This is a genomic window from Verrucomicrobiia bacterium (genome assembly GCA_026414565.1).
Taxonomy (GTDB): domain Bacteria; phylum Verrucomicrobiota; class Verrucomicrobiia; order Limisphaerales; family Fontisphaeraceae; genus Fontisphaera.
Window position 1 is genome coordinate 1 of sequence record JAOAIT010000015.1, and the last position, 20,410, is coordinate 20,410.

Below are 20,410 nucleotides of genomic sequence, written 5' to 3' on the forward strand. Positions count from 1 at the left end.
TATTTTTTGGACGATCCGAGGATGCAATCTAAAGTCTTCGTTAACATGATGATCTTTTTGAATTCGCCTGTGGCATTAATTATTTTTTGCAGGTCTTTAATTTCGTACATTGAAGATAATGTATCTCCGACAAAAAAATTCACTTCCTGATTATTTTTGCTACCCAGCAAGGCATTAACTGCCGTTTGCTCAGGGTATGATTTGATATTTTCGACTAATCTATTGTAATACTCTTCAACCGCCTCGATCCATAACACTGGCAGGTTATACTGAGCATATAATTTAGCCTCTTGACCAGTATGTGCACCAATGTGTATTACCCCTTTCGAAAAGCGTAAATAATCGAATGGATCACGCCTCAAGCCGGCAGCTCTCAAAAGGAATCCACCCAAAATGGTAAATCTCGTGGCAATGTAAACTATTAGATTCATTCTACAGCGTATTTTGCACGATGGTTATAACTGTTTGTAATTTCCACAAAAGTTTTCTTCAACCCCTTATATATCTTCCAGTGCGGATAATCATTGGTCAGTTTGTTTACGTTTGATATATAACAAATATGATCGCCGATTCTGGGCTGGTCGAGGTATTCGTATTGCATGGGTTTGCCGGAGATGGATTCGATGAGTTTGAAGGCTTCGAGGATGGAGATGCTGTTCTGGCGGCCGCCGCCGATGTTATAAACCTCCGCGCAGCGGGGGGCGGCAATAAAACACTTGATAAAGCTGACGACGTCGTAACTGTGGATGTTGTCGCGCACCTGCTTTCCCTTGTACCCGAAGATGCGATAGACTTTGCCTTCCAGGTTGCATTTGATCAGGTAACTGAGGAAGCCGTGGAGTTCGACTCCGCTGTGGTTGGGGCCGGTGAGGCAGCCGCCCCGGAGGCAACAGGTGGGCATGTTGAAGTAACGCCCGTATTCCTGCACCAGGATGTCGGCCGCCACCTTGGAGGCGCCGAAAAGGCTGTGCTTGCTCTGGTCAATGGGGAAATCTTCGGCGATGCCGTCGGCAAAAGCCGGGTCGTCATAATCCCAGCGGGTTTCCAATTCTTTGAGTTTAATGGTGTTGGGGCGGTCGCCATAAACCTTGTTGGTGCTCATGTGCACGAAGGGTGATTCGGCACAAAAGCGGCGCGCCGCTTCGAGGAGATTAAGGGTGCCGACGGCGTTAACGTCAAAGTCGTCAAATGGACGGGAAGCAGCCAAGTCATGGGAGGGCTGGGCCGCCGTGTGGACGATAGCATCGGGGCGCAGTTCCTGGACCAAGTCGAGCACTCCCTGGCGGTTGCGGATGTCCAGCTCATGGTGATGGAAATGGCGATGTTTGGCGCACAAGCGCTGCTGGTTCCAGCGGGTGTCGCCGGCCGGGCCGAAGAAGTCGGCGCGCATGTTGTTATCCACGCCATGCACCTCCCAGCCGTCGGTGCAGAATTGTTCGACCACTTCGGAACCGATCAGACCGGAGGAGCCAGTAACCAGTAATTTTTTCATTTCCCTTTTCTTTTTTGCCTGAGAGGAGCCGCCTTGGGAAATTGTTTATTTGGCTGCGGCGCATTCCCGCGGGTGAGAGGGATGTTCCTTCCGACGGGAGCCATGCCGGCGAAGGCGAGTGCCGGCGGTGCAAGCCGCCGCCCGGCCGGAGCGGTGCCGGCTAATACCGCCAGAGGTAGAGGGCATACTTAATCAGCTCATTTTGGAAGGCGATGATGCCTTCCTCCTTCTGCCACCAGTTGGTGCGCTGGTATTCCCGAGGTTCGATGCCGGTGACGATGACTTCAACATCCGTCCCGCGAAGGCTTCGCTCGAAAATGAACCTGGCGCGCCGGCTGTGGGCGATGTCGGTGGGTATCAACACCCGTCTGGCCTTGTGACGCAGGGCCCAATCGCGCAGGGCCAGGGTTTCCTCGACGGTGCTGGTCACGTTGGAGCCAATTTCCTGGATGGCGTTTTGCGGAACGTGTTTGGCCAGCAGGACTTTGCGCATTAGATCTTTCTCCTGGGTGGTCAGCCCCAGCTCGTCGGTGGGGCTGGGTTTGGCATGGCTGATCAGGATTTGGGGGGCCAAGCCGGCATGGTAGAAATCTGCGGCTACGAAGGGACGGTATTGCAGGCCGCCGCCGAGCACGAAAATGGCATCCGCCTTGACCGCCGGTTGATTAACGATCCAGAGGTCGGCATAAGCCAGGCAGAGCGGGGCACGGAAGACGTAGGCCAAGGCCAGGCAGCCGGCCAAAATTATCAGGGTAATCCCCCCCCATACCCAACATGAGCGGCGGCATTTGGCTTGATTGGACTGGTTCAGAGCCATGTCAAGGACGAGAAGGGCATTTTTTTTGAAGACAAGCTGCCGCCTTTGGATTCAGCGTCGTATGCTGAACCAATATTTCATCGGCCACCACACCCATGATTCACCATCTTCAGGCCCGGATTCAAACTGCGGGCATGGCTATGTCGGTTTTTATTTTATGGCGAAATGCGCCGGGGTTCAAGGGCGCGAGAGCATTCCGCTGCAGGGCGCGCTTCATCGCACCTCCACCCGGCTTTCCGATTCTTTTATATTGCCGCCATGTGCGGCATCCAAGGATACGCCTGAACTTGAGTGGGAAAGGGACGGCAAGGCGGTGCTGGGCGGCACGCTGCCATTGGTGCAGTTGTCCATCAAGGGCATTTGATTCAATTTTTCCATTCTGGCCCGAGCCAGTTGTTGGAGACAGGCAAAGGGGTTTTGACTGCCAGGCCCATGGAGGCGAGGGGAATTCTCCGGCTCGGGGTGTGAGGCGGTCCGGCGGCGGGCGGCGGAGGCCTCAGAGGGGGCAGCAGTATCGAGCAGGCGATCGGCCTCGGCCAGGACCTGTCGTACGTTGAGGGGAAAGTGCGACTGGCGCCTGGCTGCGGTCTCCAATGCGGAGGCGGCCTCCGGTAGGGCCCTGGCCACCGCCCTAAGGATGGTTTCTGCAGATTCGGGCCGCTGCTCGGCTGCCGCAATGGCCACGACGGGGAAAGCGTCAGGAAGGCTTCGGACACAATGGGTGATTAAAACCTCCATCTGTTCCGGTACGGCGGCGCTGACGGCCCGGACGCTGGCCACCGTTTGGGCTGGCTGGGCGGCGATGGCCTCCACCAGGAGCCAGGGGGCAAGCTCGGGAAAGTGCCGGCTAAGAGCCACCAGGAGGTATGGCATGACGGCGGGTTGCGTTTGGGCCAGCTCCTGCACCATTTGATTGGCCAAGGCAACCCGGCGGCCGGGGGAAACCCCCTGAAGCTGTCGGACGGCAGCGGTGGGGATTTCAGGGAGAGGCATGCCGACGAGCAAGGCGGCTTCGGCGCGCCCCTCAGTTGGCGGCTGGCGCACGGCGAGGATGCCGAGGCAACACAAGAAAATGAGCGCCATCAAAGCCCAGTATTTCAAATCGGGCGCATTCATGGCATCGGAAACATGGTCCGCACTGGCCGTGGGCGTTTGTAGGAATAAAATCCTACATATTTTTCGGACAAAGTCCTTCTAAACACATCAAAGTTTCCCGTCAACCAGTTATACGAATATATTTCGGCTATTTTGCAGGGGAGGACGTGGTTTCCTCCTCAGCTTGTTTGACTGAGGAAGCGGGCCCCTCGGAGGGCGTGTCAGGGGATCGGGCTTTTTTCTGCTCGTAGTAGTCCGAGTGATAGTAGTAGTAGCTATCGTAATAGTACCCACCCCCGCGCCGGATGGGCACCAGATTGAGCACCACCCCGCTGGGGTTGCCGCCGGCGTTGCGGATGAGTTGGATGGATCGCAAAACCGGCTTGCGGGGAGTTTTGGTGCTGTTGACCACCAAGATGGCGGTTTCGGCCAGATTGCAAATCAGCAGGGTGTCGCTGACGGCATGGATGGGCGCAGTGTCCAGTACGATGCGGTCGTAATGCTTCAGGGCCTGCTTGATCACCTCCTTGAAGGCGGGCTGCGCCAGCAGTTCGGCGGGGTTGGGTGCCGGTTTCCCGCCGGGCAGCCAATGCAGGTTTTTCACTTTCTCCATGCTTTGAATTACCTCGCTAAAATCCTTGTTGCCCACCAGGACATCAGTCAGCCCGGCCAGCTTGCCGCTCTGGCCGGTGATGTAATTTTCGACGCTGGGTTTGCGCAAATCGGCGTCAATGAGCAGCACCCGGAGGCCCTGTTGGGCGAGGGAAATGGCGAAATTGATGGAGTTGAAGGTTTTGCCCTCTCCGGGGAAGGCGCTGGTAAAGAGAAAGACTTTCCGGTCCTCCTGCCGCGCCAACATCAAAACGGAGGTGCGCAACGTGCGGAAGGCCTCCGCGCCGCGAGAATCCGCGCCTTCGATGGCGACAAAGCGGGTGTCACCAAGGCGCACCTCCTTGAGCTTGGGAATGGCGGTGAACACCGGCAGTTGGAGGTAAGCCTCGGCCTGCTCCACCGACTTGAAGGAGGTATCCAGGGCGTTGCTGCCGAAGGCGAGGGCCAGCCCGGCGGCCAGGCCAATCAGGAGGGCGAAGCTATAGGTGCGGCGCACATTGGGCAGAAAAGGCGTAGTAGGGGGAATGGCCGGTTGGATAAAGCGAAGTTTTTCCGGCTGCTGCTCCGCGGCCAGGCTGGTCTCTTTAAGACGATTCAGCACGGAGTCGAACAAGGCGCGGTCTGCCTCCAATTCCCGGCTGAGGAGGCTGTACTGGATGGCGTGCTGGCTCACCTTCAGGGCATCGGCTTCGAGCTGTTTCAACTCCTTTTCCAGTCCCTCCTGATTGATTTTGGCATCCTCGATGTCCACCTTGATGGATTCCAGCAGCCGGGCGAGGGCGTTGGTGGCGGCCAGGTGCAAATCCCGTTTCATGGCCTCGATTTGGACCGCGGCGTCGATGTATTTGGGATGCTTCTCCTTGTAGCGCAGGGAAAGGATTTTGAAGTCCTGCTCGCTTTTGCTGAGCGCCGAGCGCAGCGCCTGGACTTCGGGCACGGCGGCAATTTGGGGCAGCAGCAGCAAATCGCTGACATTGGAGGCCTGCGCCAGCAGGCGTTGGTATTGCCGCTGCAACCGGGCGGTATCGCTGCGCGCCTGGGCCACCTTGGCGGCCAGTTCGCGCAGTTGCGGCGCCAGCACGTCCTGGCTTTGCTGCAACGAGACAATGCCGGCCTCCTCGCGATACTTCTGGAGATTGCGCTCCGACTCCTCGAGTTTCTTTTTCAAGCGCTCGGTTTCATCGCGGAGATAGGAATACGCGCCCTTGGTGGTGGCGGAGACGGTTTGGATGTCGTACGCCATGTACTGTTCGGCCATGGCGTTGGCGATGTCGGCCGCGAGTTTGGGATCGGTGTGCACCGCCAGAATGTCAATCAGCCGGGTGCCGCGGCGCAGCTCGGCCCTGGTCAGGGCGCCGAGCCGGGCAACTACTTCATCGCGGGTCACCGAGCCGTCTTGCGGGACAAAGGCGGGGTTTTGGGCCAGCCGGTTGGTTTCGACGACGCGCTCCAACAAGGCGCGGCTTTTGAACTTCTGCACAATCGTATTTAATGTCTCCGAGCTGCGGAGGTCCTCGCGGACGATGGGGTCCACTTTGACCGCCTTTTTTTCCTCCTGCTCCACTTGCACGGTGGCGACGGCCTGATACAAGCGGGGGGAGTTTTTCAATTGATAGGCGGCCACCACCAGCGCAATGACGACGCACAAAATGATCAGCCACAATTTGTCCACGAGGATGCCGGCGATCGTCCGCAGCTCACTGGGACTTTCCGGGGCGGTGATGTCCGGCGGCGGCAGGTAGTGGAGGGGCTGGGAGGGTTGGCTGGGCGAAACCATACAAATCAGCTAAAAGATTTTCTCGCCGACGGTGATGATGTCGTCGGGTTTGATTTCAAACGGTTTGGAGCTGCGATCCCGCAACATTTTGTCGGCGTCGAGCTTGATGACGTTGGGCTTGCCGTCCTCAAGCCGCGTCACGGTGATTTTGCTGGGGTTGCCAAGGCGGGTGTAGCCGCCGGCGATGGCAATGGCCTGCAACAAATTGACGGTCTCACCCTCGCGCAGTTCATAGGTGCCCGGCTTGTTGACCTGCCCGAGGACGATGTAGTGATTGACCTGGTTGGTGATGGCACTTTCGGGCAGGCGGTTGGTTTCCACGATGTCCACCACCACATGGGGATTGACCAGAAAGTCTTTGGCGTACAAATCGCGGACCACCTGGTTGACATCGAGCAGGGTCATGCCCGCCACTTTGATGGGGCCGATCAACTGGAGGTTGATCATGCCGTCTGGATTGACCATGACCTGGGCGGACAAATCCTCCTCGCGGTACACTTTGACTGAGAGGATGTCGCCGATGCCCAGCCGGTACAGGTCATTGGTTCCCTGGGCGGCCTTGCCGCCGGGCGGCGCGTTGGTGCGGCTGCCGGTGGTGCCCTGCCCAAAAACCCAGAACATGGCCAAGCCCAATAAAATCAGGGCTGCCAACCCGTGCGGCCGCCAGGCACCTTTTGCGCTGAGTGAATTCGTCATGCGATTTTTCCGCCTAATACCGCCAGGTGAGGTTAAAGCCCGCGCGGTTGTTGCTGAAAGCATAGCTCGAAGCGTTGTCCGAAAGACTTTCGCGACGCTCATAATGCACGCCAAAAGACCAGTTGCGGGCGAGAGCCAGGCTGAAGCCAATCCGTCCAAAAATATAATCATCATCGCGATTGGTGCTCGTGCCTGGCGCGCTTCTGCCCGAGCTAACGTTACTATAGCCAATGCTGGCGCTGGCTCCAATGCGGTTGAAAAGCTGCTGACTCACCCCGAGACTGACGGAGGTACTGACATAATTTTCGCCCCCCACGATTGGCGAGGGGGTTTGGGAGCGGCTGGCGCTGAGGCTCAAGCCGGTGCGGTCAGTGGGCCGCCATGAGCCGGTGGCGTTGAACACCACCCCCATGGAGTTGGCGGTATTGCCTGAGTACTGGCGGAACTCCGGCCCCACGGCCAGGGTGGCACTGATTTTTTCGGTGACGCTGTAATCCACACTGGCCATGACCCGCTCATAGACGGAGTCGGTGCCGGAATGCTGCGCATTTTGCTGTCCCACCGAGACCCCCAGACTGAAGCCGGTTTTTTCCGAGTACCGATACCGTGCCCAATGATCCGTGCCCCAGTCCATGTAGCCAATCAGTCCTCCTGAGGGAATGCCGGCGGTGCCGTAATAATTTCCGTAGTCCTGAAAAGAAAAGCGCACATTGTGCGCGGAGCTGATTTTCTCACTCCAGGGGTAACTCGCCCCGGCGGTGAGGGACAAACTGCGGTTTTGCGCCATGCTGCCCACCACGACGTCGGCGCTCAGGGTGTCGCTGTAAGTGGCCCCGAAGTTGAGCGACAACTTGGACATGGGCCAGGCCAGACCAAGGGAGGCGCCATGATTCAGGCGCGTATAATCACTGTTGCGGGTGTAAAATTGGGCGCTGGGGGAGTAGGTCAACGTCAGCCGTTTGGCAGTCCCCGCCACCGCAGTGATGCTGGGTGAAAGGGACCAGACGAAATCACTGCTTCCCCCCGAGCGGAGGTAGGTGATGTTATCGTTGTACTCCCCCCCGGCCGAGACGCTGGGATACAAATCGAATTTCCAGAGGCGGATGCCGCCCTCGGGGCGCGATGGGTCAAGCAACTCCAACGGTAAATATTCGGCCCGCTGAGCCAACGCCGCTCCACCGCCAGCCAGCAAAGCCAAACCGGCCATGATCCCCCGCCAATGCAACGTCATAGCGTGATATTTCTGGTTCCCTGCGCTGCCATGGGCCGTTTCCCCGGCAAGCCTGCCACACACGCCGGCTGAGGAAGGCCCATTGGCAAAATGCTGCTTAATTAAAGCAAAATAGGCCCCGGCCCGCAATCTTATTATGCGGTTAATTCGGCCGTCGTTCTCACAACTGAAAGAGCAAATGCGATGCCAGCCGGGCCATAGCAAGTTTTCGGTCCCGCCAAACAACCGCCAACCCGCGCAGGGTGACGGGGTCCGATCCAGCGCCGGCTTGACACCGGCGAGCGATTCCTTTTCCCTCTCGCCGTGTGAGCGAATCTCAACACGCTGCGAAACCTCAAGCAGTGGCCGCCCGCCGGCCGCATATCATTCGGCGCCTCTATGACTGGACCATCGGTTGGGCGGAGCGTCCGCAGGGGCAGCTTGCATTGTTCCTGCTGGCCTTTGCGGAGTCGTCGTTTTTCCCGATTCCGCCGGATGTGCTGCTGATCGCCCTTTGCGTGGGGGCAGCCAGAAAGTCCTTTCGATTTGCGCTGATCTGCACGGTGGGATCGGTGCTGGGGGGGCTGGCGGGCTATGGGATTGGCCTGTGGGGTTACGACTTGATCGGGCAGCCGATCGTGAGGGCCTATCATGGGGAAGCCGTGATGGCGAAGATCAAGACGTGGTATGATGAATATGGCTTTTGGGGCAATCTCGCTGCGGCCATTACGCCCATTCCCTACAAGGTGTTTACCATTGCCTCCGGGGTGTTCAAATTCGATGTGATGCAATTCCTGCTGGCGTCGGTCATTGGGCGGGGGTTGCGCTTCTTTGCGGTGGGGGGACTGCTTTATTGGTTTGGGCCGCGGATGAAGGAATTCATTGAGAAATACTTTGACCGGCTGGCCATCGTGTTCATGGTGCTGCTGATCGGCGGATTTGTCCTGTTAAAATACCTAAAATAACCCGCCTACCATTGGCTGAGCGGCATCAGGGCCGGCATCACCAGGGGTTCGGGGGTGCCGCGGGAGGGAGTCAGCAACACGGCCAAACGCAAATCGGTGACTTCTTTGAGATGGATGGCCAGCTTGCGCACGCCGGTATTTTTTCGCTGGCCCTCGGGGTTGGGGGAGGTGGGAAGGGGCACGGCGTCCATGACGATGAATTGCGCGGCCGCTGGGGACAGCAGGGTGGCCCGCAGCTCGGCCTGGCCCTGGGTCAGGTGCGCCGTCCGGCCGTCTTTTTCGATGCGAATCTGAGCCGGGGTGGTCATAAACCACCAGACGACTGCCGGTTGGGCGGTTTTCACCTCGTCCTGAATGAGGACCCGCCGCCGCTCGAGCATGGCCAGGCCGCGCTGCACGCTTTGCGCGGCCTCGGCATAGGCCGGGGTTAAGTCAGCCACAGCCACGGCACGGTTGGGAGTGGACTGGAATTTGATGATTTTCGTGGCGGCGGTGGGTATTTGGTCCGGCCCTTCGCCCGGATTGATGACCAGGGTGTTGTGCGACTCCGCCCGCATCCGGTAGTAAGTCCAGCGCTGTTTGCCGAAGTAACCCGGCAAATTGTAGTTGTCCGCCCCCAAATCCACGGCCCAGCGGTAGCCCAGGGCCTCGAGCACGAAACTGCCCAAATCGAGATTGCTGTGATTGGCCTTGTTGTCGCCCGCTTTGAAGCCCACCCACAGGGCCTCGCGTCCCTCCCAGTCGCTGCGCAGGGTGACCACCTCGGCGTTGCGGAAGTACTTGTCGAGCGGAAGGCTCGCCGCAGTGGGCTTCTGACCCCGGCCATCGTACCACAATAAATCCTGGGCACTGCCGTAGGCCACCTGCCGCTGATGCCACGCGTACTCGGGGCGGTTGAACTTCCGGGCCAGCCAGAAGAGGGAAGGTGAACGGATGCCACCGTCGCCGGCATCGGCGTAATTGAAGGTGCGTCCCGTTGGCCCTGTGGCATAGATGGGGAAGGTGCCCGCCTCGGAAAAACCGGGGATTTTCGACAGGCCAAAATCTGTGCCCAAAGCCGTTTCCAGCGCGGCCAGAAACACCACGTTGTAGGAGGTGGCATAATTCCAATAGCCGGGCCCCTCGGCCCAGGCGCCGTCTGGACCGTATTCGGCCATGGGCAACTGAATGGATTTCAGGGCGGCCGCCAAAATCTCGCCCGCCTCGGCGGGGAGGACATCGGCCAGGGCCAAGGCCCCCATGCCGATGCCGCCGTTGCACACCTGATTCCAATTATGGCGCGCCCGCGTCCAGCCGGTGTTTTTGCGGTAGATTTCCAGGGCGGGCTTGAAACCCAGCTCGTTCACCGCTTTGACCAACACCTGGCGCCGTTCCGGCGTCCAGTAGTCGTAGAGCCAGTCGTAGCCGATGGCAAAGGCATGGGTCATTTCCGCCGTATCGAGAAAATGCCGCGGGTTCCAATCCTTGAAACCGGCGGCCGCCTCCAACTCCTGCCAGGCACGTTCGGCATAGGCTTTGTCCCCCTGGAGGCGATACATCATGGCCAGGGCGTACACCCGATTCATTACCCTGCGGCTGGTATCGAGCAAACGCAGTCCATCGGGGATGACATACTGCGAGGGCGGCTGAGACAACATGCCCCGGGCATCGTCCTGCACCCGGTTGAAATAACGCTGGAGGTCCGGGTTCTGCGGGATTTGCTGCTTGAGCCGCTCAAACCCGGCGGCATCGGTGAGGAGGCGAGGATGCCCCGCCTTGAGCCGGGCCAGGATTTCCTGGGCGGGAGGGGTGGGGACAGGCTCCGCCGCGCGGGCGGGCGATGCCGTGAGGAGACAAAACACGGCCGCTCCGGCGGCCAGGCCAGAAATGAACATTTGCATGGGGTTCATGGAAAGGCTGCGTCAGTTTTCTTGCCGGATTAAAACCGGTTCCTCGAATTGGACGTTGTCCAGAGCGGCGACATTCGGGACACCGGCCTTACGAAAGCCAATCAAGTATCGTTGACCTTCCAAGGTTACCCGCGCCCCCACCGCGGTGGGGGATTCCAGCCGCTCCGCTGTCCACGCCGGCATCTGGCCGGCGCGGTAGGGGATGATTACCGTCAACATTGCCAGCGCCGGCAAAGGTGACTGCGTGCCCGCCTCCACGTGCCATTGATTGGGGAAATTTTGGGAAGGCGGGGGATGGTAACCATCCCATTGGCGGAAAGCCAGGGGGGTGGGCGAGAGGTACTTCACCACCACCCCGGCCCGGGCACGATCCACCCGCAAGGTGTTTTGTGCTGCATCCACGTCGAACTGCCGGCCGGCATGCAGCATGAACTGATAGGTGGCAGGTTTGGGGGCCGCCAGGTCATCCCACAGGACGATGAGGCCCCGCTTCAAAAAGGCCACGTGCCGATGGGCGCGGGTCAACCTGCCGCCATAGGCCGGGGTGGCATCGCCCATGACATAATCCCATTGGGGTGTCAGTTTCTCCGCGGCGATGCGGCCATGGGGCGCCGGGGTGTGGGGAATCTGTCCCTCGCCATCCACCAGGACGCCATTGTGGGCGCGCGTGCTATGGACGTATTGATAATGGAAGCGGCTGCCATGCAGATCGCGGTACACGCAGGTCATCAGCAGCTCCTCGCCAAAGGCGTTAAGTTGAAAGGTATTATGGGGGTTGTGCCCGTGGCTTTGGGTGCCAAAGGGACTGGATTTGAACAAGAAATGAATGTCCTCGCGGCTGTCCAAGAGGGTGGTGTGCAGGCTGGCCACGCCAATGCCATGAAAGATTTTGGAGGTGGGCAGATTCGTGGGAGGCCGCGGCTCCGGCAGCGGCGGCAGATTGGCGCGGTAGAGAAAGCCCAGGATCCCTGCCTGCCGGCCCATCATGTGCTGTTCGGTCCACCAGCGCCAGTAAGCGGCATTCCGGCCTTCCGGCCGTGCCGCCTGGGCACGGATGAAATACTCCATCATGCCGCCCACCCCGCTGGAGGGGGGACGGTAGGCTAAATCGCCAAACCCGCTGTTGGGTGTGAAGGGGGGGGCGACATACAAGGCAAAATCGCCCACCTGATCGAAGAAGGGCTTCTGCAGGCCATCAATCTTCAGGGCGGATTGGGCCACTTGCAGCCACCAGACCGCCTTGTCCATGTAACCGCTCCAGTAACTCAGGCCCTCATGCCAGCCGCCGTCGTCGTCGGCCCACACCGGATAGCAGGCGAAGAATTTGTTGACCGCATAATCCAGCCACATTTCGGCCTCGGGCAGCTCGCCCAGCATGGCAATGGCACATTCGCCAATCTTGTGCCAGGTGCGGTTGCCGTGGCTGTTGAAGGGCCGGTTCAAGTGGCCGGTCCCCCGCCCCACTTCGCCGCTGTTCCAGGCATCCGTGACGCGTCGCAGCATGACTTTGCGCACGGTGTCCCGATCGGCCGGAGACAAGGCGTCATAGGCCCAGTCATAGGCGCGAGGGAGGCGATAGAGGAGGGGTTTGGCGGCTTCGCAATTGGTGCGGAAATTGGTTGGCCCATCAGGATTCCATGCGGCCAGGTGCAAAATCCAGCGCCGCGCCGCCTCGGCGTATTTCTTTTCCTGGGTCAGCAGGTAAACAAACGCGATGGTTTCCGCCTCCTGACAGGCACGCAAGGTTTGCTCGCGATTGGGCCACCAATACTTCACCAGTTCGGCGTTGTCCTTGTCCAGGATGGAGCCCATGCGCTCCGGCTCCGGGGTAGGCCCGGCCGCGATGAACTTGTCGGCCGTGGCGCGCAGGCGGGCGAATTCCTCGGCCTCCGGCGGCATCCGGCCCTGGGCATCCTTGCCGGCCAGCGCCAGTTGGCGGAGACGCGGCAGGTCTTCCGGGCGCAGGAACAAACGCGGGTGAGCCTGGGGCACGCGCTCCCGTTGCTGGGCGCGGGTGGGCATGGGAAAGGCCCGGGCTTCGGGAGAGATGGTTACGGTGCGCACGACACTCCAGGAGGAGGTCTGGCCGCTTTTGTCCACAAAGGCATAGCGCCAGTAATAGCGGCCGGGCGGCCAGGGGGTGTGATGGGTGTAGGTGTTCCAGATAAAACCGGCGACAGTCTCGGCGCGCTGGAAATCCTCCTGCAAGGACCATTGCACGAGATAGGTGGAGGCTGCCGGTTCGTGCAACCAGATCAGGGAGGGTGGATTGAGGCGCGCCACACTGCCGTTTTCCGGCCGATAGCCGATTTCCCCCGGAGCGGGTTCTCGATTGGCGACCTTTAATTCCGCGCCCCCAACGCAAGCCCCCCAGCAGCATGCAGCGACAACCAGACTGAGACTCAAGCGGGCGTATGGCATGCCCGCACTATGCCAACCGGCTCCCCCTTTGACAATGCCAACCGCCGGGAGAGTCCGTGCCTGCCCCCTGGCGACGGCCTGCCTTCAGCTCCGGGCTGGCCGCCATGGGCATAAATCAAGGGGAGGATTTGGTGGTGCGCCGGCTGCCGATAAAATCCGAACATGAGCAACTGGCAGGCAGAAAGCGTTGCTTACCGCAGTCCTGCCAGCTCCTTGACGGCGGCAAATTGTTCCAGGGCAAAGGTCAAATCCTCGCGCGTGTGCGCCGCCGAGACTTGGGTGCGGATGCGGGCTTTGCCCTGCGGCACCACGGGATAAGAGAATCCCACCACATACACGCGCCGCTCCAGCAGGGCCTCGGCCATTTGCACGGCGCGGCGGGCATCGCCCAGCATGATGGGGCAGATGGGGTGCGTGCCTGGAATGACCTCATAACCCAGCCGTTGCAGGCCCGCGCGGAAGAAGCGGGTGTTTTGTTCCAACCGGTCCCGCAGGTCGGTGGACTGGGACAACAAATCCAGCGCCTTCAAGGCGCCCGCCACCACCACCGGGGCCAGCGTGTTGGAGAACAGGTAAGGCCGTGAACGCTGGCGAAGATAGGCAATGATCTCCCGGCGGCCGCTGGTGTAACCGCCGCTGGCCCCGCCGAGCGCCTTGCCCAGCGTGCCGGTGAGGATGTCCACCCGTCCCATGACGCCGCAATGCTCCGGCGTGCCGCGTCCGTGGGCCCCGAGGCAACCCACCGCATGCGAATCGTCCACCATGACCAGTGCGCGGTAGCGGGCGGCCAGGTCGCAGATGGCCGGGAGGTTGGCGATGGTGCCGTCCATCGAGAAAACGCCGTCGGTGGCGATCCACCGGAAGCGGGCGTCTTGGGCCTCCTGCAGGCGGGCCTCCAGGTCGGCCATGTCATTATTTTTATAACGGTAGCGCCGGGCTTTGCAGAGGCGGATGCCGTCAATGATGCTGGCGTGGTTCAACTCATCGGAGATGACGGCATCCGCCTCGCCCAGCAGCGTCTCAAACAACCCCCCATTGGCGTCGAAACAGGACGAATAAAGGATGGTGTCCTCGGTGCCCAAAAAAGCGGAGAGTCGCTGCTCCAGCTCGCGATGGGGCGCCTGGGTGCCGCAGATGAAGCGGACGCTGGCCAGGCCGTAGCCCCAACGCTCCAATCCGGCCCGGGCCGCGGCGAGCACTTCGGGATGCTGGGCCAGCCCCAGGTAATTATTGGCGCACAGGTTGAGCACCGGCGGCCCGTCGTCCACCCGGATCCAGGTGCCCTGGGCGGTGGTGATGCGGCGCTCGCGTTTGGTCAGGCCGGCGGCATCCACCTGGGCCAGTTGCGCCTGCAAATAGGTTTGGAATGCGGTGTCCATGCTCAGTCCCTCCAGGACAAGACCACCTTGCCGGACTGGCCGGACATCATCACCTCAAAGCCGCGCTCGAATTCGGTGAAGTGGAAGCGATGGGTGATGACGGGCTTGATGTTCAGCCCGCTTTCCAGCATCACGGTCATCTTGTACCAGGTCTCGTACATTTCGCGTCCGTAGATGCCCTTGATGGTCAGCATGTTGAAGACCACCTTGTTCCAGTCAATGGCCATTTCGGCGGGGGGAATGCCCAGCATGGCGATTTTGCCGCCGTGGCACATGTTGTCAATCATCTCGCGGAAGGCGGCGGGGCTGCCCGACATCTCCAGGCCCACATCGAAGCCTTCTTTCATGCCCAGCCGGCGCTGGACGTCGGCCAGCCGCTCCTTTTGCGGGTTCACGGCCAGGGTGGCGCCCATCTGGCGGGCGAGGTTCAGGCGGTACTCATTCAAATCCGTGATTACCACATATCGCGCGCCTGCGTGGCGCACAACCGCCGCGGCCATGATGCCAATCGGTCCGGCGCCGGTGATGAGCACATCCTCCCCCAGGACATCGAAGGAGAGGGCGGTGTGCACGGCATTGCCGAAGGGATCGAAGATGGCCGCGACCTCCCGGTCCATGCCCGGGGTATGGTGCCACACGTTGGTCATGGGCACGGCGATGTACTCGGCGAAGGCGCCGGTGCGATTGACGCCGATGCCGCGGGTGTCCTTGCACAGGTGGCGGCGGCCGGCCAGGCAGTTGCGGCAGCGCCCGCAGACCACGTGGCCCTCGGCGCTGACGACATCGCCGGGGCGGAAGTCGGCCACGTTGGCCCCCACGGCGACCACCTCGCCCACGAATTCGTGGCCCACGACCATGGGCACCGGGATGGTGCGGCGGGCCCAGTCATCCCACTTGTAGATGTGGAGGTCCGTCCCGCAGATGCCGGTGCGGTCCACGCGGATGAGGACGTCATTCAATCCGACCTCCGGCTCGGGCACTTCGGTGAGCCAGAGGCCCGGCTGGTCAAATTGTTTTACCAAGGCTTTCATGGCATGAGGCACGGGTTGGGCGGGGCGGCAAAAAGCCTTGCCGCCGGCCGACGTTCAGGGCACAGTGTCCATTATGTCGGACATGGTGTACAATATATGGGATAATCATGTACACTATGCAAGAATAATTTCCACTATATTGAACATGGTCGGACTATGAAAAAAACCACCAGCCCGGCCGGGCGGCCGGCCGCCCCCGCCCCTGCCCCCTCCGCTCCGGAAGCGATTTCCGGCCATCTGGGCCGCCGGGTCCGGCAGTTGCGCGCCGCGCGCGGGTGGTCCCTTGACGCCCTGGCCGGGGCGAGCGGGGTGAGCCGCTCGATGCTCAGCCAGATTGAGCGGGAGCGGGCCAATCCCACGCTGGCGGTGACGTTGCGCATTGCACGCGCCTTTGGCATGTCGCTGGGGGATCTGCTGGAGACGCCGGAGGCCAGCTCGTCGGTTTCCGTCATCCGGGCCGAGGATCGCGCCTATCATTATCGCTCGGACAAGCTGTGCCGGCTGCGGACGCTCAGCCCCCTGAATCTGGAGAAGGACGTGGAGTTTTATGAGCTGGTATTGCAGCCGGGGGGCGCCCTGCGCAGCGCGCCGCATTTCGAGGGCACGCGGGAATTTTTAACCGTGGTGCGGGGCGAGGTGCGGGCCGAATCGGGCAAGGATGCCGAGGTGCTGCATCCCGGGGATTCGGCGAGCTACCGCGCCGATGTGCCCCACGCGATTGTCAACGTGGGCCGGAGTGAGGCGCAGATGTACCTGGTGGTGGTCTATCAATGAGGGTCAGGCGGAGGGGCGGTTTAGAAGCTCCTGCTTTACATCCTGGATGGCCTGCTCGAGGGGTAGGCGGGGACGAAAGCCGGTCAGCCGGACGAGCCGGCGGATGAGCGGGCGGCGCCGCTGCATGTCCTCAAAGCCGGGCGCATAGGCGGCCGCGTAGGGGACGCGCACCACGGGCGAGGGGGACTGGCAGATTTTTTTGACGAGGCGGGCGAGGTCGAGGATGCGGATTTCGCGGGTGTTGCCCACGTTGATTACCTGGCCATAAGCCGCGGGGGATTGGGCGAGCCGCCACAGGGCCTCGACGGTATCGCGCACATGGCAGAAGCAGCGGGTCTGGCGTCCGGTGCCATAGACCTGGAGGGGTTCGCCGGCGAGGGCGGCGCGGACCAGGCGCGGCAAAACCATGCCGTAGCGGCCGGTCTGGCGCGGCCCCACGGTGTTGAACAGGCGGGCGATGATGACTGGCAGGTGGTGTTGGCGCGCATGAGCCAGGGCCAGGAATTCGTCCATGAGCTTGGAGCAGGCGTAGGCCCAACGCCCCAGATGGGGCGGGCCGATGCAGAGATCATCCGTTTCGGCAAAGGCGGCCTTGCGGCTTTTGCCATAGACCTCGGAGGTGGAGGCCAGGAGCACGGGCGCGCCGCCGGGGCTGGCGGCGCGGAGGAGGGCCTCGGTTTCGTGGACATTGGTTTCGATGGTGCGCACCGGTTCACGCACCACCAACTCCACCCCCACCGCCGCGGCCAGATGAAAGATGAGGCGGGCCTCCCGCGCGAGTAGCGGGAGGGGGCGACAGGCGGAGACGCGGCGGGTGATGACCTCCAGGCGGGGCTCACGGCGGTGGGCGGCCAGATTATGGAGGCTGCCGGTGGAGAGATCGTCCACCACCACCACGCGGTGGCCCTCCGCCAGGAGACGGTCCACCAGATGGGAGCCGATGAATCCCGCCCCGCCGGTGACGACGATGTGCCGTCCCGTCCTCACGAACGTGCGGCGCCGCCGCGGACGGCGGCATCCCAGGTGCGATAGGAGCCGGTGAGATTGCGCACCTGAAAACCATTTTGGAGCAGCAGGCGGCAGGCGAAATAGGAGCGCTGGCCGCTCTGGCAGTGGACCAGGATCTCGCGGTCGCGGGGCAGCTCGCCCAGCCGGCGCCGCAACTGCGGCAGGGGAATGTTGACGGCTCCGGGGATCATGCCGCGGGCGCATTCCTCCGGGGAGCGCACGTCGAGGAGGAAAGAGCGGGCCGGGTCCAACTGAAGCGCGTCGGTCCACTGGGCAAGGTGCACCAGACCGCGCCGCACATTTTGGGCGGCCATGCCCGCCAGGTTCACGGGGTCCTTGGCGGAGCCGAAGGGGGGCGCGTAAGCAAGCTCCAGCTCGGCCAGGTCATCCACGGTCAGGCGGGCCTTGAGGGCGGTGGCCAGGACATCGAGGCGCTTGTCCACGCCGTCCGTGCCCACCACCTGGGCGCCCAGCAACCGGCCGGTGTGGGGATCAAACAGGAGTTTGATGGAGAGGGGCTGGGCGCCGGGGTAGTAACCGGCATGGGAGGCGGGATGCAGATGGACGGCCTGGCAGGCCATGCCCGCCTGGCGCAAGGTTTTTTCGTTGGCGCCGGTGCAACCCGCCACCAACCGGAACAAACGCAGGATGGCGGTGCCCAAGGTGCCTTCATAGCGGGCGGGCAGGCCGAAAATATGATCGGCGGCGACACGCCCCTGCCGGTTGGCCGGGCCGGCCAGGGGGATCAGGGCCGGGGCGCCCGTGATCCAATCGCGGACTTCGATGGCATCGCCGACGGCGTAAATGGCGGGATCGTTGGTCTGCAAATGTTCGTTGACGCGGATGCCGCCCCGCGGGCCGATTTCCAGGCCGGCGGCACGGGCGAGGGCCGTTTCTGGTTTGACGCCCAGCCCCAGGATCACCACATCGGCCGGGAGCCGGGCCCCGCTTTTCAAGACCACCACCGAGGCGCGGGCAGTTTCGCCTGCGCGGGGCGGCTCGAAGGCCGCGACGGGATCATGGAGGCGGAGCTCGACGCCGTTGGCCTGAAGCTCGAGGTGGAGCCAGGCGGCCATTTCGGGGTCGAGCGGGGCCATCACCTGGGGGAGCGCCTCCACGACGGTGACGTGCAACTGCCGCCGGCGCAATTGTTCGGCCATTTCCAGGCCGATGTAGCCGCCGCCGACGACAACGGCGCGCTCGGCCACGCCCGGCCGCAGCCAGGCCTGGATGGCGTCCACGTCGGGGAGGTTGCGCACCACGAAATGGCCGGGGCGGTCAATGCCCGGGATGGGGGGGCGCAACGGGGCGGCGCCGGGGGATAAAATCAGGGCGTCGTAAGGCTCCTCGTATTCGCGGCCATCGCTCAAATCGCGCACTTGGATCTTGCGGGCAACGCGGTCAATGGCCAACACCTCCGACTGGACGCGCACGTCGAGGTTGAAGCGGGCCTTGAGGCTGGCGGGGGTTTGCAGGAGCAAATCATCGCGCGCGGGGATTTCTCCGCCGACGTGATACGGCAGGCCGCAGTTGGCAAAGGAGACGTAAGGCCCGCGTTCGAAGACAATGATTTCAGCCTTTTCCGACAACCGCCGGGCGCGGGTGGCGGCGCTGGCGCCGCCGGCCACGCCACCGACAATCAGCAAACGTTGGATTGCCATAAAAGCACTTTCACGGCCGTTCCGGCCCGGACAGGGATGAAAGGGAGGGCCTGCGGCACCTCCACCGCGCCGCGGGCCGGATTACTCCGGCACCTCGCCGTCGTCGCTGCCCGTCATCATGTTGGGGCCTCTGGCCTCTTCCTTTTGCTGCTCCCAGTTGAAATAAAGCTGATGAAAGGCGGTGGTTTTGAAACGGGCCTCGCCGAAGTTGGAGCTTTTGGCGGCCAGTTGCAGGCCATCCCAGCGTTCGACGGTGAAGGTGACCACGCCGCGCTCGGCGAAGACCGCCCGCACCTCGGCGGGGTTTTTGGGGGGCCGTTCGAGTTTTTCGGAGGCAAACTCCACGTAGTTGACCCGGTCCATGGGGATGTCCATTTTGGCAAAGGCGGTCTCAAAGGTGGCGACGCCGTCCTTGAGGGAGAGGAGGGTGCCGGAGATTTTGTCCTTGTTGGAAAGCTCGAGGGCATCGCGCTGGGTTTTGGCGGGGGTGGTGCTTTGCTCCTGGATGGTGCCGTCCCATTCGGTGACCCGGATGTTGCTGATGCGGATGGTGCCGATGTTTTGATTGGCGAAGATGACCCCGGTGCCACTGCCGCCCCAGTCCAGGTTGTCCTTCCATTGCTTGACGAGGGCGCCGTCCAGCAGGAGAGCGATGGTGCGGGCCTCCTTGTTGACGAGGATTTCGACGCGGACTTTGGATTTTTGATGGAGGCCGGGGTACTCCGCCTGCCCCATGTGGCTGCTGCCGCCGTTGCGGCGCATGCGCTGGAGGTAAATGTAGCCGGGTTGCATTTGCAGGAGGTAGGCATTGCTGGCGTATTCCTCGGTGGAGTCGGTGTAGAGGCCGATGAGGAATTGCAACTGTCCGCGCCAGGCGAGGTCAAACTCCAGGCGGGCCATGGGGGGCAGCTTGATGTCGCGGCCGATGGAGCCGTTGCCGGAGGCGATGAGGCTGTTGTCCTGGAAGCGCCAGTTATTGCGGGTGTTGCGCGAGCGCCAGCCTTCCATGCCGGTGGGGCCCTCGAAAATGGCTCCGGTGGACCCTTTGAGCATGCGGAAAGCGGCCACGCGGTTGCGGGGGAAGGTGAGCAGGCCGGCGTAATCGGTCTGCAACTGCAGCCGCTCGGAGTCCACCATGACGAGGCCGCCGAGGAGCTCGTCCCCGTTGCTGAGGGAGACCACGCATTGGTTGCTGGAGACGGCGGAGGGCGCATTTTTGCGGGGGAGCACGATGCGGGCGACGCGCTCGGGTTTGAAGGCAATCTCGCCCTGGGCATCGGGCGTGCGCCAGCGCACGCCGCGCTGGGGGTCAATGCTGAGGAGGTTGCCGTGGAGGGTGTCGCCGTTCATCAGGCGGATGACATCGGAGTAGGCCGGGTCGCCGCCTGGTTTTTCCTCGGCTTCATTGGCCGGCTTGGGGGTCACCGGGCGGACGCCGGTGGCCGATTCGATTTGCTGGGCGGCCTTGATGCCTTCCAACACAATGGCCGCCTGGGTCGCTGCCGCCAGCGCGCATCCCAACGCCGCCACTGACCACCATCGCACGAACTTTCTCATAAATCCTTTCCCCGTCCGCCGTCGCG

Annotated in this window: 16 protein-coding genes; 2 read left to right on the top strand and 14 right to left on the bottom strand. The window is 62.0% G+C overall.

Going from position 1 to position 20,410, the window contains the following annotated elements; translation table 11 throughout:
* The 7 genes from N3J91_03510 to N3J91_03540 form a co-directional block, all read right to left on the bottom strand.
* Positions 1-431 (bottom strand): hypothetical protein (locus tag N3J91_03510; GenBank protein MCX8155514.1); only part of this gene is annotated, 431 nt, incomplete at its 3' end.
* Complete coding sequence (locus tag N3J91_03515; GenBank protein MCX8155515.1) at positions 428-1,492, bottom strand: NAD-dependent epimerase/dehydratase family protein; 1,065 nt, start codon at positions 1,490-1,492, stop codon at positions 428-430. The genes N3J91_03510 and N3J91_03515, both read right to left, overlap by 4 nt.
* A gap of 160 nt (positions 1,493-1,652) precedes the next feature.
* Positions 1,653-2,234 carry a YdcF family protein gene (locus N3J91_03520; GenBank protein MCX8155516.1) on the bottom strand — a complete coding sequence of 194 codons (582 nt, stop codon included), beginning with the start codon at positions 2,232-2,234 and terminating at the stop codon, positions 1,653-1,655.
* Between the two features lie 288 nt (positions 2,235-2,522).
* A complete protein-coding gene (locus tag N3J91_03525; GenBank protein MCX8155517.1) occupies positions 2,523-3,425 on the bottom strand; it encodes a hypothetical protein in 903 nt (300 codons plus the stop codon).
* Positions 3,426-3,552: 127 nt separating this feature from the next.
* Positions 3,553-5,793: a polysaccharide biosynthesis tyrosine autokinase gene (locus N3J91_03530; protein ID MCX8155518.1), complete on the bottom strand. Its 2,241-nt coding sequence runs from the start codon at positions 5,791-5,793 to the stop codon at positions 3,553-3,555.
* Between the two features lie 9 nt (positions 5,794-5,802).
* Complete coding sequence (locus tag N3J91_03535) at positions 5,803-6,414, bottom strand: polysaccharide export protein (protein ID MCX8155519.1); 612 nt, start codon at positions 6,412-6,414, stop codon at positions 5,803-5,805.
* Between the two features lie 88 nt (positions 6,415-6,502).
* A complete protein-coding gene (locus N3J91_03540) occupies positions 6,503-7,720 on the bottom strand; it encodes an outer membrane beta-barrel protein (protein MCX8155520.1) in 1,218 nt (405 codons plus the stop codon).
* 305 nt (positions 7,721-8,025) lie between these two features.
* Between N3J91_03540 and N3J91_03545 the strand changes: the two genes are divergently transcribed.
* A complete protein-coding gene (locus N3J91_03545) occupies positions 8,026-8,664 on the top strand; it encodes a DedA family protein (GenBank protein MCX8155521.1) in 639 nt (212 codons plus the stop codon).
* 5 nt (positions 8,665-8,669) lie between these two features.
* On the opposite strand, the gene N3J91_03550 is transcribed toward N3J91_03545, so the two are convergent.
* The 4 genes from N3J91_03550 to tdh form a co-directional block, all read right to left on the bottom strand.
* Positions 8,670-10,553, bottom strand: a complete 1,884-nt coding sequence (locus N3J91_03550; protein MCX8155522.1) for a heparinase II/III family protein — start codon at positions 10,551-10,553, stop codon at positions 8,670-8,672.
* Positions 10,554-10,565: 12 nt separating this feature from the next.
* Entirely contained in the window at positions 10,566-12,974 is a 2,409-nt protein-coding gene (locus tag N3J91_03555) for a DUF4962 domain-containing protein (protein MCX8155523.1), read from the bottom strand.
* Positions 12,975-13,165: 191 nt separating this feature from the next.
* A complete protein-coding gene (locus N3J91_03560) occupies positions 13,166-14,353 on the bottom strand; it encodes a glycine C-acetyltransferase (protein MCX8155524.1) in 1,188 nt (395 codons plus the stop codon).
* A gap of 2 nt (positions 14,354-14,355) precedes the next feature.
* Positions 14,356-15,384, bottom strand: a complete 1,029-nt coding sequence (gene tdh / locus N3J91_03565) for an L-threonine 3-dehydrogenase (protein MCX8155525.1) — start codon at positions 15,382-15,384, stop codon at positions 14,356-14,358.
* A 156-nt stretch (positions 15,385-15,540) separates the two neighbouring features.
* On the opposite strand from tdh, the gene N3J91_03570 reads away from it, so the two are divergent.
* On the top strand, positions 15,541-16,158 hold the full coding sequence (locus tag N3J91_03570; GenBank protein MCX8155526.1) for an XRE family transcriptional regulator: 618 nt from the start codon (positions 15,541-15,543) through the stop codon (positions 16,156-16,158).
* Between the two features lie 3 nt (positions 16,159-16,161).
* On the opposite strand, the gene N3J91_03575 is transcribed toward N3J91_03570, so the two are convergent.
* From N3J91_03575 to N3J91_03585, 3 genes are all read right to left on the bottom strand, one after another.
* The gene (locus tag N3J91_03575) at positions 16,162-17,145 is read right to left on the bottom strand and encodes an NAD-dependent epimerase/dehydratase family protein (GenBank protein ID MCX8155527.1); all 984 of its coding nucleotides are present in this window, start codon (positions 17,143-17,145) and stop codon (positions 16,162-16,164) included.
* Positions 17,142-18,821, bottom strand: a complete 1,680-nt coding sequence (locus tag N3J91_03580; GenBank protein MCX8155528.1) for an FAD-dependent oxidoreductase — start codon at positions 18,819-18,821, stop codon at positions 17,142-17,144. The genes N3J91_03575 and N3J91_03580 overlap by 4 nt, the downstream gene beginning before the upstream one ends.
* 87 nt (positions 18,822-18,908) lie before the next feature.
* Complete coding sequence (locus tag N3J91_03585; protein MCX8155529.1) at positions 18,909-20,384, bottom strand: hypothetical protein; 1,476 nt, start codon at positions 20,382-20,384, stop codon at positions 18,909-18,911.
* Positions 20,385-20,410: the final 26 nt, after the last annotated feature.